Source organism: Streptomyces sp. S.PB5, assembly GCF_030403745.1.
In the GTDB taxonomy this organism is placed as follows: domain Bacteria; phylum Actinomycetota; class Actinomycetes; order Streptomycetales; family Streptomycetaceae; genus Streptomyces.
Window position 1 is genome coordinate 443,039 of sequence record NZ_JAQMWP010000007.1, and the last position, 24,592, is coordinate 467,630.

General features: G+C 71.6%; 23 protein-coding genes and 1 pseudogene. 10 read left to right on the plus strand and 14 right to left on the minus strand.

Annotation, left to right across the window (positions count from 1 at the left end; genetic code table 11):
• Positions 1-14: 14 nt before the first annotated feature.
• Positions 15-689, minus strand: a complete 675-nt coding sequence (locus PH203_RS20945) for a response regulator transcription factor (protein WP_289921789.1) — start codon at positions 687-689, stop codon at positions 15-17.
• 221 nt (positions 690-910) lie between these two features.
• Here PH203_RS20945 and PH203_RS20950 point away from each other — a divergent pair, with 221 nt between their 5' ends.
• Positions 911-1,330 carry an STAS domain-containing protein gene (locus PH203_RS20950; RefSeq protein ID WP_289921791.1) on the plus strand — a complete coding sequence of 140 codons (420 nt, stop codon included), beginning with the start codon at positions 911-913 and terminating at the stop codon, positions 1,328-1,330.
• Here PH203_RS20950 and PH203_RS20955 read toward each other — a convergent pair.
• Complete coding sequence (locus tag PH203_RS20955; protein WP_289921905.1) at positions 1,287-2,291, minus strand: zinc-binding alcohol dehydrogenase family protein; 1,005 nt, start codon at positions 2,289-2,291, stop codon at positions 1,287-1,289. The two genes, PH203_RS20950 and PH203_RS20955, sit on opposite strands and share 44 nt — an antisense overlap.
• 162 nt (positions 2,292-2,453) lie before the next feature.
• Between PH203_RS20955 and PH203_RS20960 the strand changes: the two genes are divergently transcribed.
• Both PH203_RS20960 and PH203_RS20965 read left to right on the plus strand, forming a co-directional pair.
• Positions 2,454-3,248, plus strand: coding sequence for a VOC family protein (locus PH203_RS20960; RefSeq protein ID WP_289921792.1), 795 nt, complete (start codon positions 2,454-2,456; stop codon positions 3,246-3,248).
• Between the two features lie 33 nt (positions 3,249-3,281).
• Entirely contained in the window at positions 3,282-3,989 is a 708-nt protein-coding gene (locus PH203_RS20965) for a ribonuclease H (protein ID WP_289921794.1), read from the plus strand.
• Between the two features lie 20 nt (positions 3,990-4,009).
• Here PH203_RS20965 and PH203_RS20970 read toward each other — a convergent pair whose 3' ends face one another.
• On the minus strand, positions 4,010-4,834 hold the full coding sequence (locus PH203_RS20970) for a tyrosinase family protein (protein WP_289921797.1): 825 nt from the start codon (positions 4,832-4,834) through the stop codon (positions 4,010-4,012).
• A gap of 31 nt (positions 4,835-4,865) precedes the next feature.
• Entirely contained in the window at positions 4,866-5,216 is a 351-nt protein-coding gene (locus tag PH203_RS20975) for a tyrosinase cofactor (protein ID WP_289921798.1), read from the minus strand.
• Between the two features lie 261 nt (positions 5,217-5,477).
• Here PH203_RS20975 and PH203_RS20980 point away from each other — a divergent pair.
• From PH203_RS20980 to PH203_RS20990, 3 genes and pseudogenes are all read left to right on the plus strand, one after another.
• Positions 5,478-5,812, plus strand: a pseudogene (locus tag PH203_RS20980) (hypothetical protein); the annotation flags it as partial.
• Positions 5,813-5,975: 163 nt separating this feature from the next.
• Complete coding sequence (locus tag PH203_RS20985) at positions 5,976-7,430, plus strand: MFS transporter (RefSeq protein WP_289921799.1); 1,455 nt, start codon at positions 5,976-5,978, stop codon at positions 7,428-7,430.
• On the plus strand, positions 7,427-8,035 hold the full coding sequence (locus PH203_RS20990) for a TetR family transcriptional regulator (RefSeq protein ID WP_289921800.1): 609 nt from the start codon (positions 7,427-7,429) through the stop codon (positions 8,033-8,035). Before PH203_RS20985 ends, PH203_RS20990 begins: the two co-directional genes overlap by 4 nt.
• Here the strand turns inward: PH203_RS20990 and PH203_RS20995 are convergent.
• Positions 8,032-9,711, minus strand: a complete 1,680-nt coding sequence (locus tag PH203_RS20995; protein ID WP_289921802.1) for a cholesterol oxidase substrate-binding domain-containing protein — start codon at positions 9,709-9,711, stop codon at positions 8,032-8,034. The genes PH203_RS20990 and PH203_RS20995 overlap by 4 nt on opposite strands.
• A gap of 137 nt (positions 9,712-9,848) precedes the next feature.
• On the opposite strand from PH203_RS20995, the gene PH203_RS21000 reads away from it, so the two are divergent.
• Both PH203_RS21000 and PH203_RS21005 read left to right on the plus strand, forming a co-directional pair.
• Complete coding sequence (locus PH203_RS21000; RefSeq protein WP_289921803.1) at positions 9,849-10,832, plus strand: aldo/keto reductase; 984 nt, start codon at positions 9,849-9,851, stop codon at positions 10,830-10,832.
• Between the two features lie 58 nt (positions 10,833-10,890).
• Positions 10,891-11,379: a DUF6328 family protein gene (locus PH203_RS21005; RefSeq protein WP_289921804.1), complete on the plus strand. Its 489-nt coding sequence runs from the start codon at positions 10,891-10,893 to the stop codon at positions 11,377-11,379.
• On the opposite strand, the gene PH203_RS21010 is transcribed toward PH203_RS21005, so the two are convergent.
• From PH203_RS21010 to PH203_RS21025, 4 genes are all read right to left on the minus strand, one after another.
• Positions 11,354-12,016, minus strand: a complete 663-nt coding sequence (locus tag PH203_RS21010; protein WP_289921805.1) for a DUF2238 domain-containing protein — start codon at positions 12,014-12,016, stop codon at positions 11,354-11,356. The two genes, PH203_RS21005 and PH203_RS21010, sit on opposite strands and share 26 nt — an antisense overlap.
• 73 nt (positions 12,017-12,089) lie before the next feature.
• Positions 12,090-12,515: an SsgA family sporulation/cell division regulator gene (locus PH203_RS21015; protein WP_289921907.1), complete on the minus strand. Its 426-nt coding sequence runs from the start codon at positions 12,513-12,515 to the stop codon at positions 12,090-12,092.
• A 70-nt stretch (positions 12,516-12,585) separates the two neighbouring features.
• Complete coding sequence (locus PH203_RS21020; RefSeq protein ID WP_289921806.1) at positions 12,586-13,617, minus strand: hypothetical protein; 1,032 nt, start codon at positions 13,615-13,617, stop codon at positions 12,586-12,588.
• A 101-nt stretch (positions 13,618-13,718) separates the two neighbouring features.
• Positions 13,719-14,708 (minus strand): LLM class F420-dependent oxidoreductase, encoded by a 990-nt coding sequence (locus PH203_RS21025; RefSeq protein ID WP_289921807.1) that lies wholly within the window; start codon positions 14,706-14,708, stop codon positions 13,719-13,721.
• 83 nt (positions 14,709-14,791) lie between these two features.
• Here PH203_RS21025 and PH203_RS21030 point away from each other — a divergent pair, with 83 nt between their 5' ends.
• Entirely contained in the window at positions 14,792-16,207 is a 1,416-nt protein-coding gene (locus PH203_RS21030; protein ID WP_289921808.1) for a serine hydrolase domain-containing protein, read from the plus strand.
• Here PH203_RS21030 and PH203_RS21035 read toward each other — a convergent pair.
• The 5 genes from PH203_RS21035 to PH203_RS21055 all read right to left on the minus strand — a co-directional run bounded on the left by PH203_RS21035 (position 16,199) and on the right by PH203_RS21055 (position 22,525).
• The gene (locus PH203_RS21035; protein WP_289921809.1) at positions 16,199-17,824 is read right to left on the minus strand and encodes a serine/threonine-protein kinase; all 1,626 of its coding nucleotides are present in this window, start codon (positions 17,822-17,824) and stop codon (positions 16,199-16,201) included. The two genes, PH203_RS21030 and PH203_RS21035, sit on opposite strands and share 9 nt — an antisense overlap.
• Positions 17,825-17,945: 121 nt before the next feature.
• Positions 17,946-18,905: a threonine/serine dehydratase gene (locus PH203_RS21040; protein WP_289921811.1), complete on the minus strand. Its 960-nt coding sequence runs from the start codon at positions 18,903-18,905 to the stop codon at positions 17,946-17,948.
• Positions 18,906-18,984: 79 nt separating this feature from the next.
• Positions 18,985-19,662 carry an AIM24 family protein gene (locus PH203_RS21045; RefSeq protein ID WP_289921812.1) on the minus strand — a complete coding sequence of 226 codons (678 nt, stop codon included), beginning with the start codon at positions 19,660-19,662 and terminating at the stop codon, positions 18,985-18,987.
• Between the two features lie 66 nt (positions 19,663-19,728).
• Entirely contained in the window at positions 19,729-21,216 is a 1,488-nt protein-coding gene (locus tag PH203_RS21050) for a CAP domain-containing protein (RefSeq protein ID WP_289921813.1), read from the minus strand.
• Between the two features lie 115 nt (positions 21,217-21,331).
• Positions 21,332-22,525 carry a serine hydrolase domain-containing protein gene (locus PH203_RS21055; protein ID WP_289921814.1) on the minus strand — a complete coding sequence of 398 codons (1,194 nt, stop codon included), beginning with the start codon at positions 22,523-22,525 and terminating at the stop codon, positions 21,332-21,334.
• A gap of 303 nt (positions 22,526-22,828) precedes the next feature.
• On the opposite strand from PH203_RS21055, the gene PH203_RS21060 reads away from it, so the two are divergent.
• Positions 22,829-24,583 carry a M4 family metallopeptidase gene (locus tag PH203_RS21060; protein WP_289921815.1) on the plus strand — a complete coding sequence of 585 codons (1,755 nt, stop codon included), beginning with the start codon at positions 22,829-22,831 and terminating at the stop codon, positions 24,581-24,583.
• Positions 24,584-24,592: the final 9 nt, after the last annotated feature.

Genomic DNA, 24,592 nt, shown 5'->3' on the forward strand with positions numbered 1-24,592 from the left:
TCTCTCCGGGGCGCTCAGGGGTCCAGTCGGTAGCCGTAGCCGCGGACGGTGGTGATCCGCGGGGCGGGGGCCGGCAGCCGGGCGAGTTTGCCGCGCAGCCGGTAGACGTGCTCGACGACGGTGGCGGGCTGTTGCCAGGAGGCGCCCCAGATCCGCTCCAGGAGCTGTTCCGCGGAGAAGACCCGGCCGGGCGCGGCGGCCAGCAGCTCGAGCAGGGCGTACTCCTTGGGGCGCAGGGCGAGCAGGAAGCCGTCGGAGGAGGCCTGGCGCGCGGCCGTGTCGATGCGCAGGGAGCCGATCTGCAGCACGGTCGGCGTCTGCGGCGGCTGGGAGCGGCGCAGCACCGCACGGATGCGGGCCACCAGCTCCCGCTGGGAGAACGGTTTGACGAGGTAGTCGTCGGCGCCGATCTCCAGGCCCGCCACCCGGTCCGCCTCCTCCCCGCGGCCCGTGACGACGATGACTGGGAGGCGGCTGGTGGAGCGCAGCGCCCGCAGCAGCTCCAGGCCACTGCCGTCGGGAAGCCCCAGGTCGAGGACGGCCAGATCGACACCGTCCTCGTACAGGGCCGACTTGCCGACGCGGGCGTCCATGGCCCAGGTGACGGTGAAGCCCTCCCGCTCCAGATAGGAACGGCACATCAGTGCGAAATCGGAATCGTCCTCGATCAGGGCGAGGTGCGGACGCATACCGCATCACCTGGCCCAACTGCAGTCCGCTCGTTGTGCAACCGGTGAGCGGGCGTTGATGCCCCGACCATGTGGCGAAGGTAGAACAGTAATTGCCCACGGTTCAAGGGGGAGCCACCCAGGGGGAGTTCCGGCGCGGGCGCGTGCGGTGCGGGGATGACGTGGTCACCGCAGGCGCCCGTGCCGGAATCTGTGGCCGGCACGGCAGAGAGACGGACGATTTGCACGACAACATCCTGGAGGCCGTCGACACGGTCACCTGGCCTCCCGGCGAGCACACTCTCCGCCGCGCGGCCGACGGCCTCCTGGTGGCCGGACTGCGTGGCGACATGGACCTGGCCACCGCCACCCACCTGAGCTTCTGGCTCGATTCCCTGGTGGCGGTGGTCAGCCCGGCCTACGTCGTCGACCTGCGCGAGGTCTCCTTCTTCGACTCCACGGGTCTGAATCTGCTGCTGCGCTTCCGGCGCCGCGTCATCGAGACGGACCGCGGATTCGCCCTTCTGTGTGACCCCGGCCAACTGCGGCTGCTGCGCGCCCACGGCACCCTGGAGCTGCTGAACCCCTCCACCACCCTGGCCGAGGCGGTGTCCGGCCTCATGGAACCAGCACCGCCGCCCCGTCGAAACGGCCGGCCCTGAGATCCCGCAGCGCCTGGTCGGCCCGCGCCAACGGATAGGTGTGCGTGGTGGCGCGTACGCCGTACCGGGCGGCGAGGGCCAGGAACTCCCGCGCGTCATCGCGGGTGTTGGACGTGACGCTGCGGACCTGTTTCTCGTAGAACAGCTCGCTCTCGTAGTGCAGCGGCGGGGTGTCGGAGAGATGGATCCCGGCGATCGCCAGCGTCCCGCCCCGGTCCAGGGCCCGCAGCGCCACCGGGACCAGATCGCCGACCGGGGCGAACAGGATCGCGCTGTCCAGGGGCTCGGGCGGCAGGGCGTAGGCGTCCTGCGCCGAGACGGCACCCAGATCGAGCGCCAGCCGCCGGGCCGCCTCCCCACGAGTCAGTACGTGCACCCGGGCACCCTCCGCGAGCGCGACCTGAGCGCACAGATGGGCGCTGCCGCCGAACCCGTACAGCCCGAGCCGTCCGCCCGGCGGGAGGGCCGCCCGTCGCAGCGCGCGGTGGCCGATGATGCCCGCGCAGAGCAGGGGCGCCGCCGCCACGTCGTCCAGGCCGTCCGGCAGCCGGTGGGCGAAGGCGGCGGGCACGGTCGTGTACTCGGCGTAACCGCCGTCGGCGTCCCAGCCCGTGTACCGGGAGGCCGGGCAGAGGTTCTCGGCGCCCCGCAGGCAGTAAGCGCAGGTGCCGTCCGTGGAGCGCAGCCAGGCCACGCCCACCCGGTCACCCACGGTGAAATCGCCCGCCGCCCGCGCCACCACGCCGACCACCTCGTGCCCCGGCGTCACCCCGGCCCGGTGCACCGGCAGATCCCCCTCGGCGACATGCAGATCCGTGCGGCACACCCCGCACGCGGTCACCCGCACGAGCAGCTCGTCGTGCTCCGGCACGGGTACCGGCTTCTCGGCGAGGGTGAACCGGAGGGACCCCTCCCCGGAGTCCTCCATGGGCCCGGGCCGCACCACGGACCACGCCCGCATCGTCGCGGCCGCCATGCGATGCCCCCTCTCCGTGAACGCCCCTTTCCAGTCTGAAACAGACCCAACCGTTCGGCGCGCGGCCCGACGGACTGATGGCTAGCGTGAGAAACCGGACCATCCACGAACCCCGCAGCATCCGACGAACCGGAGAGGGCCGCAGCCATGGCCGTGCAACCTGAGGGAACCCCCTGTTGGGCCGACGCGATGTTCAGTGACGTCGAGGGAGCGAAGAGTTTCTACGGCGACGTCCTCGGCTGGACCTTCGGCGAGGCGTCGTCGGAGTTCGGCAACTACACCCAGGCCTACGCGGACGGCAAAGCCGTCGCCGCCGTCGTACCGCCCATGCCCGGCCAGGAGGGCCAGTCGCAGTGGTGCCTCTACTTCGCCTCCCCGGACGCCGCGGCCACCGCCGGCAAGATCCGTGAGAACGGCGGGGAGGTGCTGATGGAGCCCATGGCCGTCGGCGACTTCGGCACCATGTGCCTGGGCCGCGACCCGAGCGGCGCCGTCTTCGGCGTCTGGCAGGCCGGAGCGCACGAGGGCTTCGAGGCCGTCGGCGAGCCCGGCGCGTACGCCTGGGCCGAGGTCTTCACCCGCGAGCCCGAGAAGACCGACGCGTTCCTCACGGCCGTCTTCCCGTACCGCGCCAAGCAGATGCAGGACGACGCGATCGACTTCCGCATCTACGACGTCGGCGAGAACACGGTCCTCGGCCGCATGAAGATGACGGACGAGTTCCCGCCCGAGGTGCCCTCGTACGTCAACGTCTACTTCGCCGTCCCCGACTGCGACGACGCCGTCGCCAAGGCCACCAAGCTCGGCGGCGTCCTGCGCTTCGGGCCGATGGACAGCCCCTTCGGCCGGTTCGCCGCGCTGAGCGATCCGCAGGGCGCGAGCTTCTCGGTGATCGACCTCACCACCACGCAGGGTGAGATGCCGACCATCACGGAGGTCTGAGACCTCCGGCCGGGCGCCCCGCCCGTCCGTGGCATGATCGGGGCCATGCGTGAACGTGTGGTGGCCGCTTGCGACGGCGCTTCGAAGGGAAACCCCGGACCGGCGGGATGGGCCTGGGTCGTCGCCGACGAGACGGAGACCCCGGCCCGCTGGGAGGCGGGGCCGCTCGGCAAGGCCACCAACAACGTCGCGGAACTGACCGCGCTGGAACGCCTGCTGACGGCGGTCGACCCCGAGGTGGAGCTGGAGATCCGCATGGACTCCCAGTACGCCATCAAGGCCGTCACCACCTGGCTGCCCGGCTGGAAGCGCAACGGCTGGAAGACGTCCGCCGGCAAGCCGGTCGCCAACCAGGAGCTGGTCGTCCGCATCGACGAACTGCTGGACGGCCGCACGGTCGACTTCCGCTACGTGCCCGCCCACCAGGTCGACGGCGACCGCCTCAACGACTTCGCGGACCGGGCCGCCAGCCAGGCCGCCACCGTCCAGGAGCCCGCGGGCAGCGACCAGGGCTCGCCCGAGCCGCCGCCCTCCCCGGACACCCCGAAGTCCGCCCGCCCCGCCAAGGCCAAGCCGGCCCGGCGGAGCGGCGGTCCGGGTTCGTCGGGCTCGTCCTCCCGCACGATCAAGGCCAAGTTCCCCGGCCGCTGCCTGTGCGGCCGCCCCTACGCGGCCGGCGCGGACATCACCAAGAACGCACAGGGCTGGGGGCACCCGGAGTGCCGTACGGCGGAGGCCTGATCAGCGGGTGACACCCGGTCTCAGTCCGTGTCGAACGTGTAGTGCGGCCGGTGGTCCAGCAGATCCGTCGGGCGCACGTCGTTCCATGGCTTCATGGTCTCGTCGAGGTCGACGACGTCCGGCGTCCCGCCGCCCGGCAGATACGCCGAGCCCGGGTGTCTGCGCTGCCACTCGGCCCACAGCTTGTCGACGTAGGCGTGATGCAGCCAGAACACCGGGTCGTTGGGGGAGACACCGGTCGCCATCTGCCCGCCGACCCACACATGGACCCGGTTGTGCAGATTGACCCCGCGCCAGCCCTCCAGATGGTTGCGGAACCCGTCCGAGGCGCTGTTCCAGGGCGCCATGTCGTACGTCGGCATGGCGAGCACCGAGTCGACCTCCGCCCGGGTCGGCAGCTCCCGTACGGACGTACCGAGCGACCGGCGCAGGAACGTGCGGCCGTCCACCCGCACGGATATCGGCCAGTTGCCGGCCGCCGCGGCGAACGGCCCGTCCATCACCCGGCCGTCCCGGCTGCGCCCGGTACCGCCGAGGAAGTCCGGCCCCCACAGCGAGGCGCGCGGGGAGCGGTCGGTCGACCAGTCCCAGTACGGCAGCGCGACGGACGCGTCCACCGACTGCAGCGCCCGCTCGAACTCCAGGAGATATCTGCGGTGCCAGGGCAGGAACGACGGTGAACGGTGGCCCGTGCGCTCGCTGTTGTCGGTGTCGGACATGATGAACGCGTTGTGCGTGGTGACGAAGGCGTCGTAGCGGCCGCTGCGCTTCAGCTCCAGGACGGCGGCGACGAACCGCCGCTTCTCGTCGGCGGTCAGGCTCGCCTGGTTCTTGCGGACGGTCATGTGCGGTACTCCAAAGTGCTTACGGGGCTGGTCAGTTGGCCGGGAACGGGACGAGCCCCGCGCCCTGCAGTTCGTCGACCGCGGCTCGTGCGGCGGCCTTCGGCGTCGGCACCGGGTCGTAGTGGCTGACGACGCTGATCCAGCTGCCGTCGGCGTTCTGCATCACATGCAGTTCGACCCCGTCGATGAACACGGCGTATCCGGCACCGTGGTGGTGGCCGCCGCCCGAGGCCGGGCGGCCCTGTATCCGGCGGCCCTTGTAGACCTCGTCGAAGGTTTCGGGGGAGTGGTGGTCATGGGCGAAGGCCTGCGGGGTGACGGCGGCCGTGGCGGCGACGGCGGCCGCCGCGGCGAGGGCGTGACGCCGGGTCAGTTCGGGCACAGGGGCTGTCCTTTCGGATCGGTGCGTCGGGTGACCCCGCATGCCTATCGGTGCCGAAGCGGCATCTGCGACCGGTTGGCTACGATCCGGACAATTACTGATATCTCGTGCAAGTTTGAACGAAGATGATCTTGCTGTGAGGTGTGCCCGTGGGGGCCTGGAAGGGGAAATTCCGCCGCGCGGCCCCGCCTTCCGGATGATCTTTCCCGTGTCGGCGCCCCGCCGGTGACCTGCCTCACCCGCGGAAGCTGACGCAAAGCCCTGCTGCCCTGCGTCGGAGGCGGGCCCGTCGGCCTGTATCTGTCCGTCCTGCTCAAGCTGCAGAACCCGTCCCTCGACATCACCGTCCACGAGCGCAACCCCGAAGGCCCGACCTATGGCTGGGGCGTCACCTGCTGGCGCGGACCGCTCGACAAGCCGAGCACCGGATCACCCCGGAGAACCTGCCCGACGCTGACCTGGACCGCGCGGACGAGGCCGAGGGGCTGACCCTGCTGGAGAAGCTCTTCGCCGACGTCCTGGACGGCCACCCCCTGATCGGGCGCGCCTCCTCCGACGGCAACGCCCAGTGTCTGAACTTCCGCACCCTCGCCAACCTGTGGCGGCTCAAGCGCCGGCTGGGTCCGAAGCTCGCGCGCAACGTCCACGCCAGGACGCTGAGCGAGCGGAGGCAGCCGGATCTCCTCTTGGGTGAATGGCTATTCACCGGCTATGGTGAATAGCCATTCACCCACCATTTCGCGTCTCGCTGGAGTTTCGATGGACGAGCCCGCTGCGATACCCCGGCCTCCGCGGGAGCGGCTGACCATCCCGGTGCTGGCCTTCGGCGGCATCCTCATGGCCGTCATGCAGACCGTGGTCGTGCCCCTGCTCCCGGCCCTGCCGCGGCTCACCGGCGCCTCTCCCGGCACCGTCTCCTGGATGGTCACCGCGACCCTGCTCTCCGGCGCCGTCCTCACCCCGGTCCTCGGCCGGGCCGGGGACATGTACGGCAAACGCCGGGTCCTGATGGCGGCGCTCGGACTGATGACCGTCGGCTCGGTGCTGTGCGCGCTCTCCGACGACATCCGGGTGCTCATCGCCGCCCGCGCCCTGTCCGGCGCCGCCTCCGCCGTCGTACCGCTGTCCATCAGCGTCCTGCGCGACGAGCTCCCGCCGGAGCGCCGGGGTCACGCGGTGGCGCTGATGAGCTCGACCGTCGGCATCGGCGCCGCGCTGGGCCTGCCGCTCGCGGCGCTCATCGTGCAGTACGCCGACTGGCACACCATGTTCTGGGTGACCGCCGCCCTGGGCGCCATCGGCGTGGCCGGGGTGTGGTGGGCGGTGCGGGAGTCCCCGGTGCGGGAGCGCGGGCGGTTCGACATCCCCGGCACCGTCGGTCTGGCCGCCGGTCTGGTGTGTCTGCTGCTCGGGGTCTCGCGGGGCGGGCAGTGGGGGTGGGGCAGCCCGCGGATCCTGGGTCTCTTCGGTGCCGCCGCCGTGGTGACGGCGCTGTGGTGGTGGTACCAGCTGCGGGCCGAACGGCCGCTGGTCGATCTGCGGCTGGTGTCGAAGCCGCGGGTCGGGCTGTCGCACGTGGCCGCGCTGCTGACCGGGTTCGCGTTCTACGCCAACTCCCTGGTCACCGCGCAGCTCGTGCAGGCGCCCGAGGCGACCGGGTACGGGCTCGGGCTGTCGATCGTGCAGACCGGACTCGTGCTGCTGCCGGGCGGCCTCATCATGCTGCTGTTCTCGCCGGTCTCGGCGCGGATCTCGGCCGCCCGTGGGCCGCGCGTGACGCTCGCCCTCGGGGCGCTCGTCATCGCGGCCGGCTATGGCGTGCGGATCGTCGACAGCCACGACCTGTGGATGATCATGGTCGGGGCCGCGGTCGTGGGTACGGGCACGACCTTGGCCTACTCGGCGTTGCCCACCCTCATCCTGCACGCCGTCCCGGCCGGACAGACCGCCTCCGCCAACGGCGTCAACGTCCTGATGCGCACGATCGGGCAGGCGGTGTCGAGCGCCGCGGTGGCGGCGGTGCTGGTCCAGCACACGAGCCCGGTCGGGGGACTCCCGGTGGCCACCCTGCGCGCCTATCTGGTGGCGTTCGGCATCGCCGGTGTGGTCGCGCTGCTGGGGGCCGCGACCGCGCTGTGCATCCCCGGCGACCCGGCGGCCGGCGAGACACGCCGGGCCCGGGGTGCCCGCAAGGAGGTGATGGAGCGAGCATGAGTCCTGTGAGCACTCCACCGACCGCCGCCACGTCCACGTCCGCGGCGACGTCCACGTCCGTACGCCGGGACGCCGAGGCGACCAAGGCCGCCATCCTCAGGTCTGCCCGCTATCTCCTGGCCCGGCACGCCCACGCCGACATCACGCTCAAGGCGGTCGCCGAACGCGCCGGCGTGAGCCCGCCGTTGATCCTGAAGTACTTCGGCAACAAGGACGCCCTCTTCGCCCGCGTCATGTCCTTCGAGGCCGACGCGGAGGCCCTGCTGGACGCCCCGCTGGAGGAACTCGGCCGCCACATGGTCCGGCACGTCCTGCTGAGCCAGACCGAGCGTGGCGCCGACCCCCTGCTGCGGATCGCCTTCGCACCCCTGCACGGCGAGCAGGGCGACATCCTCCGCGACAACTTCCGCACCCAGGTCACCGACCGCCTCGCCGACCGCCTCACCGGCCCCGACACCGGTCTGCGCGCCGAACTCGCCGTCGGCACCCTGCTGGGCCTCGGCGTGATGTACGGCGTCGCCCGCGGGGCCCGGCTGAGGGCGAGCACGGTCGACGACATCGTCGACCGGTACGCGCCCGTGGTGCAGGCACAGCTCACGCCCTAACGGAACAGCCGGTCAAGGAAGGCGTTGCCGAACATGCGGTGCGGGTCGAGGCGGTCCAGGATCCCGGCGGCCTGTCCCCAGACGCCCTCACCGAGGGACGCCGGCACCACCGTGCCCAGCACCTCCTCGTCGTCCCACACCGCGTCTCGCGTGTAGGCCCAGCCCTTGGACCACTCGACGCGGGTGAGCGCGTCCGTGCCGTCATGGCTGTCCAGCAGGAACTGCTCCAGCTCGCGCAGGAACTCCTCCGCGTACGGCGTCCCCGGCAGCGTCAGCACGTCCAGCCAGACGGCGGTGTCCCACTCCGGGTGCTCGCCGTCGGGCCGCAGCGCGGAGAGCAAGGGGGCCCGGGCACCGGCCAGTTCGGCCTCGGCCGGGTCGTCGAGGCCCGTCACGCGGATCTCCACCGAGCCGTTGACCGGGAAGCGCCCCAGAGCGGCGTACGCCATGAGCCGCTCCCGGTAGAACGCGGTGAACCCGGCCACCACCCGCTGCACCTGGCCCCGGGAGGTGAGCACCGCGTACCCGTTGGCGTTGACCCGCAGCGTGGTCGGTCTGATGTACAGCAGCGTGTTCTTCGACGGCCCCCAGATGTCGGCGGACAGTGTCGCCACCAGGCCGAGTGCGGCGGCGTCGTACTGTGCGTTGCCGAGCACCGGCGCCAGATACCAGGCCGCGTCCGACACCATCCGCCCCGCGAGCTCCGCCACCGGCGTCGGGACGTTGTCGGAGAAGGGGTAGTTGTACGGCGAGGTCACGCGCCGTGAGGTCAGCGGCTTCACCGGCTCGACGGACCACACCTTGAACCAGGGGAACTCCGTGAACGCGAACCAGATCGCCTCCACCCGACCGGCCTCGTCGAGGAAACCGGCGAGCGTGCGCCCGTCGCCGCCGGGTGCGGCGAAGAGCTCGCCGGCCGGGATGTCCGTACGGCTGACGCAGCGCAGGTTCGAGTTTTCGCCGACCCGCAGCACCACCTCGGTGACGAAGGTCCGCCCGAGGTGGGTCAGCAACGCCGCGGCGTCGGCCTCGTCGCGCCCGTAGGTCCGCAGGGCGTAGGCCCCGGTGCTCTCGTCCCACACCACCGCCGTCACCGACAGCACCCGGTTGCTGAGCGAGCCGTACGTCTGCCCCGGCAGCCGCTGCTCGCCCTGCGCCGGGACGGCACTGCCGTGCGCGTCGATCGCGAGGGCGCCACCGAGGGTGAGGTCGCCGGGGGCGGGCGCGGCGGTGAGTCCGAGGCCGTGCCCCTCCAGGAAGGTCAGCAGGGTCTCCAGGGAGACGCCGGCGCCGGCCCGTACGGCGTGCGGCGCCTCAACGGACAGGCCGGTCAGATGCGTGGTCGTGTCGACGAGCAGCACGGGCGCGTCCGACGCCGTGCCCTCGGTGATCGTCAGCGGGGACCAGCCGTGCGCGTAGCCGCGGGGGCGCACCCGCCAGCCGTTGCGCCAGGCCCAGTTGACGACGGAGACCACCTGCTCGCCGTCGGCCGGCGCACAGGCCCACAGGCCGTCCGCGGTGATCTCGCCGGCCCAGTTGCGGTACGCCGAGCGGTGGAGGGCGACGCCGGCCGGGAAGTCCGGCAGTTCCTGCGCGGCCACGGCCGGGTCCGCCGGGAGCAGGGTGAGAGCGGCTGCGCTCAGGAGGAAGCTTCTGCGGGTCCAGTTGTCCGTCACGGGCACAAGCTAGGGACCGGGTTGACAGAGAGCGCTTGTCCGTCGAAATGAATCACTCATGTGAGTGAATCATCCACAGGTGGCGGGATGGAGGAGCCCGTTCCGCGTACGTCGGTGACGGATGACAGACTGACGCCATGGACGAGCGCACTTTCCGCAGGTTGGGTCAGCAGGCATCCGTCGTCGGTCTCGGCACGTGGCAGTTGGGTGCCGACTGGGGAGACGTCGACGACAAGGAAGCCCTTTCGGTACTGGAGGCCGCCGCCGAGTCCGGCGTGACCTTCTTCGACACCGCCGATGTGTACGGCGACGGACGCAGCGAGCAGACGATCGCCGCGTTCCTGCGGAGCCGGCCCGACCTGCATGTGCTGGTCGCCACCAAGATGGGTCGCCGGGTCGAGCAGCTCCCGGAGAACTACGTTCTCGACAACTTCCGCGCCTGGAACGACCGTTCCCGACGCAACCTCGGCGTCGACCGGCTGGACCTGGTGCAGCTGCACTGCCCGCCGACCCCGGTCTACTCGACGGACGAGGTGTACGACGCGCTGGACACCCTCGTCGCGGAGGAGCGCATCGCCGCCTACGGCGTCAGCGTGGAGACCTGCGAGGAGGCCCTGACCGCGATCGCCCGGCCGGGTGTGGCGAGCGTGCAGATCATCTTCAACGCCTTCCGTATGAAGCCGCTGGCCCAGGTGCTCCCCGCGGCGCAGGAGGCGGGCGTCGGCATCATCGTGCGGGTCCCGCTGGCCTCCGGCCTGCTGTCCGGCAAGTACACCAAGGACACGGTCTTCCCGGAGAACGACCACCGGACCTACAACCGGCACGGCGAGTCCTTCGACGTCGGCGAGACCTTCTCCGGCGTCGACTACGTGACGGGCGTGGAGGCGGCCGCCGAGTTCTCCGCCCTCGCGCCCGAGGGGTACACCCCGGCCCAGCTGGCGCTGCGCTGGATCATCCAGCAGCCGGGTGTGACCACCGTGATCCCCGGGGCCCGCAACCCCGAGCAGGCCCGGGCCAACGCGGCCGCCGCGGCGCTGCCGGAGCTCTCGGACGAGACGCTCGCCGCGATCCGGGACCTCTACGAGCGGCGGATCAAGGACCAGGTCGAGAGCCGCTGGTAGTCCGGTGGGCGGGGCACCCGGCTGTTTGAACGATCAGACGCCGGGTTACCCGTCCCGCATGGTGCAGGCAGCCGAAACGCGCACGGGACGTGACGAGACCGAGGACGAGCGCGCCGACCGCATGTGGGGCGAGCTCATGCAGGAGATCCGTGTCGCCCAGATGGGCGTGCAGATCCTGTTCGGCTTCCTGCTGACCGTCGTCTTCACCCCGAAGTACGCCGACCTCGGGGACACCGAGAAGACCATCTACATCGTGACGGTCGTCCTGGGCGCCACCGCCACCGGCGCCCTCATCGGCCCGGTCTCCCTGCACCGGCTGGTGTCCGGGCGGCTCATCAAGCCCCGCGCGGTGCAGTGGGCGGCCCGGCTGACCTTCATCGGCCTGGTGCTGCTGCTCGCCACGACCGGGGCGTCGCTCCTGCTGATCCTCCGGGTCGCCACCCACGACCCGTTCGTGCCCTGGCTGGTCACCGCGGTGGTCGCCTGGTACCTGGTGTGCTGGTTCCTGCTGCCGCTGTGGGTCAGGCGGCGCTATACGACGGAGTGAGACGCGGCGCGGCCGGCCGTCCGTCGAGCAGCCGGGCCAGTTGCCGGTCGTGCAGCCGACGCCACACCAGCACCGACACGGTGGCGCCGATCAGGGCGCAGAACATGTCCCACTGGGTGTCCCACACATCGCCCTGGGTGGCCAGGAAGGCGTCCGCCGCCTGACCGCCGGTCACCGCGGCCAGCCACTCCAGCATCTCGAAGACGGCGCTGAAGGCCAGACACGCGCACACCGTCAGCGGCGCCAGCCAGCGGCTCCCGCGCAGCGGCGAGGTACGGCTGAGCAGCTCCCGCACCAGCACCGCCGGCACGAAGCCCTGCATGAGGTGGCCGAACCGGTCGTAGGGATTGCGCTCCAGGCCCAGTTCGTCGCGCAGCCAGTTCCCGAACGGCACCTCGGCGTAGGTGTAGTGGCCGCCGATCAGCAGCACGAGCGCGTGGGCGGCCAGCAGGGCGCACAGCAGATCGGTGAGCGGGAAGCGGCGCCAGGTCAGCACGATCAGCGGCAGGCCGATCAGCACCCACACCGTCTCCAGGAACCACGTCGTGCGGTCCTGCGGCCCCCAGGCGGAGAGGGCCGCTCCCACGACCACGACTCCGGCGAGAAGAGGGGGCAGAGGGCGGCGAACTGCTGTCATTTCGGGGCTCCTTGTCGTCGGAGCCCCATCGTGTCGGCGCGGCCGCCCCCGGGCATGAGTACCGCTACTCAGCTCAGCCCCGCGCGATCACCTCAGCGAGGAAGTCGTCGACCCTGATCTCCTCCTGCCCCGGCAGCACCACGTCGTAGGTACGGCTGAGGAACGACGCGATCGCCGGGGCCCACACGAACACCACCGCGTGATGCCGGCCGCCGCCCGGCAGCGGGTCGCCGAGGAACTCCATGCGCAGCTCCCGCTGCGCACCCGACGACACCGGGCGAAGCCGTACGTCGCCGACACCGACCGGACCGGCCAGCCCCTCGGCGACCATCTCCCGGTCCAGGCGCCACCGGGCCAGCACCCGGCCGTCGAGGCTGAACACCGCCGTGACGGCGAACGGGTCGTCGGGGTCGTACCCCAGGTGGGCGAGCACGGGGAAGCGGTCCGTGTCGCCCGCCTGGAGCTGTACGACGAAGGTCTTGTGCACGTAGGGCTTCACGTTCACGGGGGAGCGCCTCCGGGGAGAACGGGCTTGGTGTCCTCAAGTACCCCTCCCACGCGCGAAATGCTCAGTCCTGCGGCTGATTTCCGCGAGCTCCGCGCAGCGCGGTGATGCACGCGCCGATGGCCTGCTGCAATTCCTCCAGCTGCGCGACCATGTCGTCCTCGTAGAAGTCCTGCGCGTCGTCGAAGGTCAGCTCCTCGAAGACCTTCGTGGCCTTCTGGAGGCTGCTGTAGAACTTCGTCCGCCGCTCCTGGACACGGAGTTCGGGATCGGCCTCCACGGCCTCGACGACGAGGGTCCTCATGGTGCCGTAGGCCTCGGTGGCCCACTCGCCGGTGTCCTCGTCCTCGTCCAGCTCGTCGAGGAGCGACAGGTGCCGCTCGGCCTCCTGGCGGAGGTCGGCGGGGGCGTCGACGGTCTGTCCGGCGGGGGTCTTGATCTGGCCGGACTCGGCGATCTGGCGGACGTAGTCGATGCGGTCGGCGGACCGGCTCTCGGTGGCGACGGCCTTCTTGAGGTCGTCGGTGCGCACCACGTCCCGGGCCAGCTCGGCCTGGAGCTCGGGGTCCTCGCGGACCCGGTCCAGGAGGGCCTGGCGGGCGGCGCGGGCGGTGGAGGGGTCGGCGAGGATCGCGGCGCGCAGCGCGGTGGGGTTCTCGGCGACCTCCAGCGCCTTCGTCGGGCGGATCCCCTCGGCCTCGGCCGCCTCGGAGATGGCGGTGCCGCGCTCGGAGCCGGCGCTGTTGCGGGAGACGTAGTAGCTCAGCCACACGTCGGCGTCCGGCAGCTCCACCTCCTGGCCCGGCGCGATCGCCTCGAAGTGCGGGACGAGACCGTCGTCGGCGGCCCGGTCCCAGGCCTTGTAGTAGCGCATGACACGATCCGCGGAGCAGCCCGCGAGCTCGGCGAACTCCTTCGCGGACACCTTCGGCGTCTCGTCCGCGCCCTGGCCGCCGGGCCGCACACTGCGGGCGACCATCAGGCCGAAGGCCCATCCACCGGTCCGCGCATAGGCACCGAACTCGCGCGCGTCCCGGGCGACGAGGTCGGACAGGGGCGCGGGTGACGTCTCGGACGGGGCGATCGCTAGGGTCACAGGTGACTCTCCTGGGTGGGGGCCGGTCGTGTGCACAGGTGCCCGGTCGTACTGCACAGGTGCAGGGAGGCAGCCTATATCCACCCATTGGAGATGCTTTGTCAGGCCCTGTGTGTCTCGTGGCCGAAGGCGTCGCGGAGAGCGGGCAGCAGCGTCTTCTCCGCCCACTCCAGATACGCCGGCTGCGACTCGCCGCCGATCTGCACCAGGGCGATCTCGGTGAACCCGGCCTCCGCGTACGGCCGTACCGCCTCGACGAAGTCGTCCGGGTCGTCGCCGCACGGGATGGAGTCGGCGACGTCGTCCTGCGTCACGAACTGGGTGGCGCCCTCGAAGGAATCGGGGTGCGGCAGCTCGGAGTTGACCTTCCAGCCGCCGCCGAACCAGCGGAACTGGGCGTGCGCGCGCTTCACCGCGGTGTCCCGGTCGGGGTCGTGGCAGACCGGGAGCTGGCCGACGCGGGGCTTGCCCGAGCCGCCGTGCCGGTCGAAGGCGTCGAGGAGTCCCGCCTTCGGCTCGGTCGCGATCACCAGGTCGGCCAGGCGGCCCGCCAGCTCGCAGGACTGCTCGCCGGAGACCGCGACACCGAGGGGCGGCGGTTCGTCGGGGAGGTCCCACAGCCGCGCCGACTCCACGTCGAAGTGGGTGCCCCGATGGTTCACATGCCCGCCCCGGAAGAGCGCCCGGATGATCTCCACCGCCTCCTGGAGCATCTCGTGCCGCACATCCGCGGACGGCCAACCGCCGCCCACCACATGCTCGTTGAGATTCTCCCCCGAACCGAGCCCCAGCCGGAACCGGCCCTCGGAGAGCAGCTGCATCGTCGCGGCCTTCTGGGCCACCACGGCGGGGTGGTAGCGGAAGGTCGGACAGGTCACGTACGTCATGAGCGGGATGCGTGTCGTCGCCTGCGCAGCCGCGCCCAGCACACTCCACGCGTAGGGCGAGTGACCCTGCGAGCGCAGCCACGGAAAGTAGTGGTCCGAGGTCACGGAGAAGTCGAAGCCGGCCTCCTCGGCCCGCACCACATGGTCGACGAGGTCACGAGGGCCCGCCTGCTCGGTCATCATCGTGTATCCGATTTGCACCATAAGGCGCGAGTCCCCGGGCTGCGGGAGCGAAAACGGCTCGCGGGCGTCTGGATCATGGCCGGATCGCCGTGGAGGATGACCGTATGAGTGTTCGCCCCCTGCCCACGAGCACCCCGTCCGCCGAGGGCGTCGACGCGACCGGTGTCCACGCCCTCCTCGACGCCCTCGAAGCCGCACCGGACATCGAACCGCACAGCCTGATGGTCCTGCGCCACGGCAAGGTCGTGGCCTGCGGCTGGTGGGCGCCGTACACCGCCGACCGCCTCCATCTGCTGTACTCGCTCAGCAAGAGCTTCACCGCGACGGCCGCCGCCTTCGCCGTCGCCGAGGGACTGCTGCGGCTCGACGACACGGTGATCTCGTACTTCCCGGAGTTCGACGCCGACATCACCGACCCGCGCAGCCGCGCGATGCTCGTGCGGCATGTCACGACGATGGCCAGCGGCCACGAGGCCGAGACCCATGACCGGGCACTGGCGGCCGACCGCGAGGAGCCGGTGCGCGGCTTCCTCCTGCTGCCGCCGGACCGCGACCCCGGCACGGTCTTCGCCTACAACCAGCCCACCACCTACACCCTCGCCGCGATCGTCCAGCGGGTGACCGGACAGTCCCTCACCGACTATCTGCGTCCGCGCCTCTTCGACCCCCTCGGCATCGGGGACGTGGCGTGGGTGGCGGACCGGACCGGACGCCAGCTGGGCTTCAGCGGGCTGCACGCCACCACGGACGCGATCGCCCGGCTCGGCCAGCTGTATCTCCGGGGCGGAGTGTGGGAGGGCGAGCGGCTGCTGCCCGAGGGATGGGTCGAGGAGGCGACCCGACCGCACATCCGCAACAGCGACGAGGGAGGGTGGGCCGACTGGCGGCAGGGCTACGGCTTCCAGTTCTGGATGTCCCGGCACGGCTACCGCGGCGACGGGGCGTACGGGCAGTACTGCCTGGTGCTGCCCGAGCAGGACGCGGTGGTCGCGTTCACCGGCGACACCGAGCAGATGCAGGCGGTGCTGGACCTGGTCTGGGAGCACCTGCTCCCCGCGTTCGGCGCCGCGCCGCTGTCCGGGCGCGAGGCGGCGGACACCGCGCTCGCCGAGCGGATGTCCCGGCTCGCGCTGCCACCGGCCGCGGGCAAGGCCGCGACCCTGAAGGAGACGGCCGTGTTCACGCCGTACGACGGTGGCTGCGAGGGCTTGCCCAAGCTCACGGCGGTCGAGGTGGACGAGGAGGGCCGGTCCCTGACCCTCGTCGAGGACGGCCGGCGGCTGGAACTGCGGTTCGGTGAACCCGGCTGGACCGTCACCGAAGGACCGGTGCCCGCCGCCGTGAGCGGGGGATGGACCGACGAGGACACCCTCGTCCTCGACGTGGCACTGCTGGAGACACCGCACCACGTGGACCTGTCCTGCTCGCTCACGGACCGGACGTTCACCGCGAAGTGGCGCACGCAGCCGCTGCACAGCTCCCGGATCCGGGCGATGTGCGCACCCCGGGACTCAGCCTGACGGGATCCGGAAGGTGTGCAGGACCGTGCTCAGGGCCTGCTGGTTGGCGGCGTCGTCCCAGTCGTCCGCGGGCGTCGTCCAGCGCAGCGAGAAACCGCGGCCCGAGCCGATGAGGAAGCCGCGGCCCAGGGTGTGCACGCGGGTGCCCTCGACGGTGTCGAGCCACTCCAGGTCGGCGGCCTCGCGGCCCTGGTACGTCGTCGCGCGGATCTCCCCGATCCGCACGTAGTCGCCCGCCGCCTTCAGATCCGGCTCGACGTCGTCACGCCAGACGGCGACCGGGTCGTCGCCCACCCGTGTGCTGAAGGTGACCGCGAGCGTACGCGGATCGCCCTCACGGCCCAGCACGACCCGGTACGCCAGGTCGTCCTGCTTCGTCGTGCTCAACGGCTTCCAGCCCTTGGGCAGGGAGACGGAGAAGCCCTGCGGCGAGACGTACTTCTGGAACTCCGGTTGTCGAATTGTCGGGGAAGCGCTCGTCGGGGTGGGTGTCGGTGTCGGGGCCGGTGCCTGGCGCGGCGGTGCCGCGGGCGCGGAGGCGGACGGAGACACGGACGCGGGCGCGGACGCCGGAGCGGAGGGGGGCGCGGTCGCCGACGGTCCGGGAGTTGCCGCACCGGCCGCGGAGTCGTCGGAGCCGCCGGGCAGTTCACGGGCCACGGCGACGACCGCCACCGCGACGGTGACGACGGCCAGCGCGGTGCCGACGACCATGGCCCGCTTGCGCCGGCCGGGGCCCCCGGAGGCCAGGCCGCGCAGCCGGGACTGCCGCGGAGCCGCCGCCAGAACCGCGTCGGGGTCCTCGGCCACGATGCGGGTGAGCGCCTCGCGGACCACCTGGCGGCTCAGTCGCTCGCGGGAGTTCTTGCGGAGCAGCCCCTGCACGATCTGGGTGAGCGGACCGGCCCGCACCGGGCTGCGCAGCGGCAGCCGGTCCACGCCCTTCAGCGTGGTCTCCGGGCTGTCCCGGTCACGGAACGGCGGCCGGCCCTCGACCATCGTGTAGAGCATCGCGCCCAGTGCCCACAGATCCGCCGCCGGTCCGATCCGCTCGTCGCGGGCCTGTTCCGGGGAGGCGTACGACGGGGCGCTGACCCGGGGGGTGAGGGTCGCGCCGGTCAGTCCGTAGCCGGTGACCACGAGGGGGGACCGGTCCCGCACGAACACCTGGCCCGGGCTGAGCTCGCCGTGCGTGATGCCCTGGCTGTGTCCGGCCTCCAGCACATCGAGCAGTTCGAGGCCGATACGGGCCGCCCGTACCTGGTCGAACGTGCCCTCCCGCTCCAGGAGTTCACCGAGCGGGGTGCCCTCGATCCACTCGGTGACGGTCCACAGGGTGCCGTACTCCTCGACGGCGTCGACGACCGGGGCGACCCGGCCAGGGCAGAGCCGTCCCATGGTCTCGGACATGCGGATGACCCGGGCGATCGCCCGCCGCGAGCTCTCGCCCTCAGGGTCCGCCGGCAGGCCGATCTGGGTGAGCAGACACGGCCGGCCGGCCTCGACGTCCTCGCCGTACCAGGACACGCGGTTGGTCTCGCGGTGGAGGACCTCCAGGAGCCGGTACCTTCCGGCCACCAACTCATGTGTGGAGACGTGCGCCTTGACCATGGTCATCCCTCGCCGAACCCTGGTTCTCACCCTTTCCCACAGGTACGAGGGGTATGACGGGATGCGTTCAGTCGAACGGCAAGCGCTTTTCCTGACGGCCAGTCATCGCAAGTGAATTGACGAACTGTCAGAGCAGTTCGAAACGTTCTGCCCAGATTTTGACATCTCCGGTCGTGGCGTTGCCCCCGCACACCACCAGACCCAGCCGGGCGCCGTCGCCGACCCGTTCCAGCACCCGCCGGGCCGCGGGCAGCAGACAGCCGGCGGCGGGCTCCGCCCACACCTTGGCGTGGTCGGCGAGCTGGAGCGAGCCCTGCACGGCCTCCCGGTCGGTGACCACGAGGACCTCGTCGACCTGCGCCGACACATGGTCGTACGTCAGCCGGGACACGGCAGGCGCGCTGAGCGTCGTGACGATCGACGACAGCGCGACCGGCACCGGTCCGCCCGCGGCCAGCGCCCGGGACATGGCCTCGGCGCCCTCGGTCTCCACACCCCAGATCCGCACCCCGGGCCGCCGGGCCCGCAGCGCCGCCGCGACCCCGGCGATCAGTCCACCGCCTCCGATGCTGACCAGGACGTCGGTGAGTTCACCGGCGTCCTCGGCGAACTCCAGCCCCACGGTGCCCTGTCCGGCGATCACGACCGGGTCGTCGAAGGGGTGGACCAGCGTCAGCCCTTCGTCCCGCAACCGGTTCACGAGGGAGAAAGCGCTGTCCATGTCGTCGGTCAGCCGCACCGACGCACCGGCGTCCTCCGCGATCTCCACGGCCCGGGCCGAGGCCGAGCGCGGCATGACCACGGTGGCCTTCACGTCGAGTGCGGCGGCCGTCATCGCCAGCGCGATGCCGTGGTTGCCGCCGCTGACCGCCACCACCCCGGCGGCCCGCTCGGCGTCGCTGAGCGACAGCAGCTTCGCCGTCGCCCCGCGCGCCTTGAACGAACCGGTGTGCTGCAGCAGTTCGAGCTTGGCGGTGACCGGCGCACCGAGCAGTGCGGACAGTCCGGGGCTCGGCACGGTCGGAGTGCGTACGACGTGTCCGGCGATCCGCTCGGCCGCGGCTTCGATGTCGGAGATCCCGATCAAGACAGTCACCTTTCCGGGGCAGGGACGTACTCCCTCGCACCCTGACCCGGTGCACGGCAGAGGTCAAATCGGTTTACGGCTAGTGCTGCTGCGCCTTCTGCGGCGTCGCCTCGCTCGGCCGTACGACGACGTACCCCTGCCCCTGCAGCATCAGCTGGACGGCCTCGCCCGAACCGCCGCGCAGCATCGAGCCGATGGACTGGGACCGGTGCAGCGAGGTCTGCAGACCGGCGGTCCAGCCGACCACCGCGTCGGTATCGACGTAGACCGGGTACTGCGGCGAGACCGGGATGACGAGGGGACTGCCCTCGCAGATCAGCCCCAGTCGGCCGTGCCCGGTGAAGACGCTGTTGAACAGGCCGCCGCCGGCGACCCCCGCCCCCTTCACGGTCGCGATCCGGTACGACAACGAGGCGTCGAAGCACAGGACGTTGCGGCCGTTGACGGTGAACTCGTCGCCGGGGTCGATGTCGACGACGAAGACGTTCTGCGCCTCCTGGGCGAACCAGGCCTCGCCCTGGCCGCGGACCGCCATCAGCGGCAGCCCCTCACCGGTGACGGCGCGCTTGAGCATGCCGCCCACACCCTGGCCCTTGCGCTCGAACTGGAGATTGCCCCGGTAGGCGATCATCGCCCCCTGCCGGGCGAACATCTCGCCGTTCACCGCGTACTTGACGCACTTGGCGTTCTCGACCGTCATGCCCGGCGCCGTGGCCGGCTGCACCATGTGCTCGCTGGAAAAGAGGTCACCCTTCATGCGGGCATCGTGTCCCGGACGTTCGCGTTCCGCCATGGGGCCGGGCGGTGTGTCGGGCGGGCTCGGTCATGCGCCGAAGAGCTGGGTCCAGTAGGTGCCCGCCGGGCCGCCGCCCGCGAAGCCGATTCCGATGTGGGTGAAGTCGGGCTTGAGGATGTTGGCCCGGTGCCCCGGACTGTTCATCCAGCCCTCCACGACCTCGGCGGCGGACCGCTGGCCGCAGGCTATGTTCTCGCCGATCGACCGCCGCCGCGCTCCGGCCGCGGCCGCCCGGTCCCAGGGCCGGCTGCCGTCCGGCGAGGTGTGGGAGTAGAAGGAGCGGGCGATCATGTCGGCGCTGTGCGCCTGGGCGGCGGTGGTGAGGTGCGGGTCGACGGCCAGGGGAGGCAGGCCGTGCCGGGCGCGTTCCCCGTTGGTGAGGTCGACGACCTCGGCGGCGGTACGGGTCAGCTCACCCGGGGTGAGCGGCCTGGCCCACAGAGCCGTCCAGTACGTGTCACCGTGGCGGCCGCCGGACGCGCGGCCCAGCCCGACATGGGTGAAGGCCCCCTCGCGCAGGGTCTGGCGGGGCTGGTCGGTGCGCAGACAGTAGTCGACGAACTCGGCGGGGGTGCGGGGGCCGGAGACGAGCTGTTCACCGACCGTGATGTACGTGTATCCGGTGGCGGTCAGGCGCTGGTACACGGAGACGCCGTCACGGCCCTCGGTGCCGAGGCGTCCCGCCGCGGCCATGGCGGAGGCGTGGGACTGAGCGGCGCAGACGAGGCGCGCGTCGAGGGAGACGGCCGGGGAACCGGCGGCGGCGCGGGCCGGGTTGACCAGGGCGAGGAAGCCGTCGGGGTCGGGGGCCGGAGCGTGGGGAGACTGCGGGGCGTGTGGGGGCGTGCTGGGGGTGACCGCCTGCCCGGCACGGGGTGTCGGTGCCCGAGACGCGGGCGGCGCGCCCCATGGCGGCGTACCCGTGGGGCTGTGTGACGGGGTCGGCGGAGCACCGGGGCTGATGGGCGTGGTGGGTGCCTGTGCGCGCAGGGCGACGGGGGTGCGCGGCGTCGCCGGTGCCGCTGCCGGCGGCGTTTCGTCGGCCACCTCCACCCCGAAGTCCCGTGCCAGCCCGGCCAGTCCGTCCGCGTACCCCTGCCCCAGCGCCCGCAGCTTCCAGCCCGCGCCGCGCCGGTAGATCTCCACGAGCAGCAGGACCGTCTCCTGCCGCGGGCGCGGCGGGGCGAACCGGGTCAGCTGACGGCCGCCCGGGCCGGTGACGAGCAGAGTCGGGGAGGGCAGGAGGCCCAGGGGAGTGCCGGGGTCGGCCGCGCTGACGGCGACCGTGATCCGCGTGGCGCCCGGGCGCAGACGCGCCGGGTCGACGGTCAGGGTGTCGCCGGACAGTCGCGCCCCCGGGGCGGCGGGCTGGTTGTAGAACACGAAGTCGCCGTCGCCCCGCACCTTGCCGCCGTCGTCGGTGATCAGCGCGGACACATCGAAGGGACCGGGTACCCGGACGGTCACGGCACCGCCCGGGAGGGGCAGATTGCCGCCGGGGACCAACTCGGTCATCGTGCCGTCCTGGTGTCGTGGTGCGGAACCCGGTGGGGGTGTCGTCCGGAAAACGTGCGTCCGCCCACCGGGGTTCCCCCGGTCAGAACAGGGCCACCCCCGGAGCGACGTCCTCTTACCGCTCGACGGCCGCCGAGCCCCGTGCCGCCCTGGTCGCCTTGCCGCAGAAGGCCGACTCCAGGGTGCCCGTCATCGTGTTGAGCACCGCCCCGTTGTTGGAGGTGTTGGCGAGCGCGCTGAGGCTGCGTCTGCCGTCCTTCGAGGTGAAGGCGTATGTGTAGTAGCCCTGGACGGCGCCTGTGTGGCCGTACACCGACACCCCGCAGGACAGGGTGCGGCGGCGCAGGCCGAGGCCGTACGCCGTGGTGCTGTTGACCGTCCACATGCGCTGCATCTGCTTGAGGCTCTTGGCGGAGGTCAGCTCTCCGCCGAGCAGCGCCGACAGGAAGGTGTTCAGGTCGCCGGTGGTGGAGATGAGCGCGCCCGCGCTCTGCGCCCAGGACGTCGTCTGCCGGGTGGCGTCGACGAGCCAGGCGCCCGCCGCGTCCGGTGTCAGGTAGCCGCGGGTGTGACGGCCGGGGATCTTCGTGGCGGGATGCACGTACAGCGTGTCGTCGAGTGCGAGGGGCTCGATGATGCGGCTCTGGTACGCGGTGCCCACGGAGCGGCCGGTGAGCTTCTCGATGAGCATGCCGGCGACCACGAAGTTGGTGTTGGAGTACGAGTAGGCGGCACCGGGCCGGTTGGTGCGGGCGTGGCGCAGCGAGCGGTTCACCAGCTGGCGGTAGGTGAAGACCTTGGTGCGGACGGCCTCGAAGCCGGGGACCGAGCGGGCGAACATGTCGTTGGTGTAGTCGTACAGACCGCTGCGGTGGCTCAGGACGTGGCGCACGGTGATCCGGTCGTCGGGGAGCAGGCCCGGCAGATAGCGGTTGACCGGCGCGTCGAGCCTGAGCTTCTTCTCGTCGGACAGCTGCAGCAGCACCACGGCGGAGAAGGTCTTGGTGACGCTGCCGATGCGGAACCGGTCGCGGGTGCTGATGGTGCGTCGGGTCCGGCGGTCGGCGAGGCCGGTGACCGCGCGGTGGACGGTGTCGCCGTCGTCGATCCGGGCCATCGCACCGGGCGCGCCCTGTCGCAGGGCGGTGCGCAGCACACCGCGCAGACCCGCGAGATCGGGCTTCGCCAGTGCCGCGGCACTCGTCGGGACCGTGTCCCTGTCCTCTGCCGTGGCGTGTGCCGGGACCGCCAGCAGGGACAGCAGGACCGCTCCCGAGACCGTTGCCCGACGCAGGGTTGCTGATGTCATCCGAGTGTTCTCCCGTGTCTCCTCGATGCGAGATCGGTCACACGACCTCCGGGCAACCTCCTCGCATCCCGTCACATCTCCACATCCGGCGCACAGTTGGTCACTCGTCGCTCACCGAGCGCTGCGGATTCACAAAGTATTGCCCTGAAGTGTTGGAAAAGCGACTATTCCGGCTTTGCATGGACATGTCTCATCCGTAAGGGTTCCGTCCGGGGGCCCGACCAGCCCCCATGGCGCTCAACCGCGCCATGAATCAGGGCGGTTGGCGATCCCGGCCGCCTTCGCACGAAGGAACCCTCAACAGTGCGCAGACCCCACATACGCGGCCTGGCCGTCGCTGTCGCGGTGGCGACGGCCGCCACGGGGCTCGCGGGTACGGCGTTCGCCGGCCCGTCCACGTCCACGGCGAAGCCCCGGGCCGCCACCGCTGCCTCGGTGGCCGACGCGGCCCGTACCGCCGCGTTCGCCCATGCCGGGGCGACGGGCGTCGCCCCGGGCGACGAGCTCCAGGCCCAGGACGTGATGATCGACCCCGAGGGCGGCCGGCATGTCCGGTTCGTCCGGTCCCATCGGGGCATGCCGGTCCTCGGCGGCGATCTCGTCGTCCACCTCACCGAGCGGCTGGCCTACGCGGGAGTCACCCGCGCGGCCGATCACACCGTCGCCCCCGAGGCGCCGCACGCCCGGCTGACCGCCCGGCAGGCCGAGGAACGTGCCGCAGCCGTCGCCAAGGGCGAGGCGGGCACGGCCGAACTCGTCATCGACGCCCGCCGCGGCGCCTGCGCCCTCGCCTACCAGGTGCGGGTGAGCGACAGCGCCACCGCCGAGGCGGGCGGCTCCCGGACGGTCGTCGTCGACGCCCTCACCGGCAAGGTGCGCAGCAACACGCCGGACAGCGACGAGTTCCTGTCGCCCGAGCTCGTCGACACCCTGCGCGAGCGCGGTGAGACGCTCGACCCCGCCACCGGCACCGCCCCGCAGACCTCCGCGCTCGCGGCGACGGCCTCCGGCACCGGGAACTCCCTCTTCGCCGGCAAGGTCCCGCTCACCACCACCAAGACGGGCAGCCGCAGCTACCTCCTGAAGGACCCCAGCCGCTGGGGCACCGAGACCCGCGACGCCAAGGGTCAGGAGCTGGAGAACTTCGCCCGCGGCAAGAAGTTCACCTCCACCACCGACAAGTGGGGCAACGGCACCGTCTCCAACCGGGCCAGTGCCGCCGTCGACGCCCAGTACGGGATCACCAAGACCCTGGACTTCTACAAGAAGACCTTCGGCCGCAAGGGCATCGCCGACAACTCCAAGGGCGCCCGCGCCATGGTCCACTTCGGCAACAAGGTCGGCAACGCCTTCTGGGCCCCGGCCTGCGGCTGCATGCTGTACGGCGACGGTGACGGCGACTTCATCAAGAAGCCGCTCGTCGTCCTCGATGTCACCGGCCACGAGCTCACCCACGGCGTCGTCGACGCCACCGCCCGCCTGGAGCCGACCCGCGTGGACGCGGACGGCAACCAGTACGGCGAGCCCGGTTCCCTGAACGAGTCCCTCGCCGACATCTTCGGCGCCAACGTCGAGTTCAGCGCCAACAACCCGAAGAACCCGCCCAACTACCTCCTCGGCGAGAAGCTCGGCCTGGACCAGAAGTTCCTGCGCCGCCTCGACAGGCCCTCCCTCGACAAGCTCGAAGGCGCCATCGACTACTGGTCACCGGCCGCCCACGACGCCGAGGTGCACGCCGGCTCCGGCGTCTCCTCGCACGCGTACTACCTGCTCGCCGAGGGCAGCGGCCGCAAGAAGATCGGCAGCGTCACCTACGACTCGCCGACCTTCGACGGTCTGCCCGTCAAGGGCATCGGCCGCGCCAAGGCCACGGCGATCTACTACCGCGCCCTGACCCGTTACATGGTGTCCACCACCGACTTCCACGACGCCCGCGTGGCGACGCTGAAGGCGGCCAAGGACCTCTACGGCGCCGGCAGCACCGAGTACAAGGCGGTGGACCGCTCCTGGGCCGCCGTCAACGTGACCCCGGCCAACACGCCCGCGGCACGGCACTGACCCCACCCG

What these genes read in the sequence shown, in the direction of transcription:
- PH203_RS20945 (WP_289921789.1), bottom strand. Translation starts at nt 689, where the DNA reads ATGCGTCCGCACCTCGCCCTGATCGAGGACGATTCCGATTTCGCACTG.
- PH203_RS21005 (WP_289921804.1), top strand. Translation starts at nt 10,891, where the DNA reads ATGGTGCAGGCAGCCGAAACGCGCACGGGACGTGACGAGACCGAGGAC.
- PH203_RS20960 (WP_289921792.1), top strand. Translation starts at nt 2,454, where the DNA reads ATGGCCGTGCAACCTGAGGGAACCCCCTGTTGGGCCGACGCGATGTTC.
- PH203_RS20955 (WP_289921905.1), bottom strand. Translation starts at nt 2,291, where the DNA reads ATGCGGGCGTGGTCCGTGGTGCGGCCCGGGCCCATGGAGGACTCCGGG.
- PH203_RS21035 (WP_289921809.1), bottom strand. Translation starts at nt 17,824, where the DNA reads ATGACCATGGTCAAGGCGCACGTCTCCACACATGAGTTGGTGGCCGGA.
- PH203_RS20990 (WP_289921800.1), top strand. Translation starts at nt 7,427, where the DNA reads ATGAGTCCTGTGAGCACTCCACCGACCGCCGCCACGTCCACGTCCGCG.
- PH203_RS21030 (WP_289921808.1), top strand. Translation starts at nt 14,792, where the DNA reads ATGAGTGTTCGCCCCCTGCCCACGAGCACCCCGTCCGCCGAGGGCGTC.
- PH203_RS21055 (WP_289921814.1), bottom strand. Translation starts at nt 22,525, where the DNA reads ATGACATCAGCAACCCTGCGTCGGGCAACGGTCTCGGGAGCGGTCCTG.
- PH203_RS20985 (WP_289921799.1), top strand. Translation starts at nt 5,976, where the DNA reads ATGGACGAGCCCGCTGCGATACCCCGGCCTCCGCGGGAGCGGCTGACC.
- PH203_RS21000 (WP_289921803.1), top strand. Translation starts at nt 9,849, where the DNA reads ATGGACGAGCGCACTTTCCGCAGGTTGGGTCAGCAGGCATCCGTCGTC.
- PH203_RS21045 (WP_289921812.1), bottom strand. Translation starts at nt 19,662, where the DNA reads ATGAAGGGTGACCTCTTTTCCAGCGAGCACATGGTGCAGCCGGCCACG.
- PH203_RS20965 (WP_289921794.1), top strand. Translation starts at nt 3,282, where the DNA reads ATGATCGGGGCCATGCGTGAACGTGTGGTGGCCGCTTGCGACGGCGCT.
- PH203_RS20970 (WP_289921797.1), bottom strand. Translation starts at nt 4,834, where the DNA reads ATGACCGTCCGCAAGAACCAGGCGAGCCTGACCGCCGACGAGAAGCGG.
- PH203_RS21050 (WP_289921813.1), bottom strand. Translation starts at nt 21,216, where the DNA reads ATGACCGAGTTGGTCCCCGGCGGCAATCTGCCCCTCCCGGGCGGTGCC.
- PH203_RS21010 (WP_289921805.1), bottom strand. Translation starts at nt 12,016, where the DNA reads ATGACAGCAGTTCGCCGCCCTCTGCCCCCTCTTCTCGCCGGAGTCGTG.
- PH203_RS21025 (WP_289921807.1), bottom strand. Translation starts at nt 14,708, where the DNA reads ATGGTGCAAATCGGATACACGATGATGACCGAGCAGGCGGGCCCTCGT.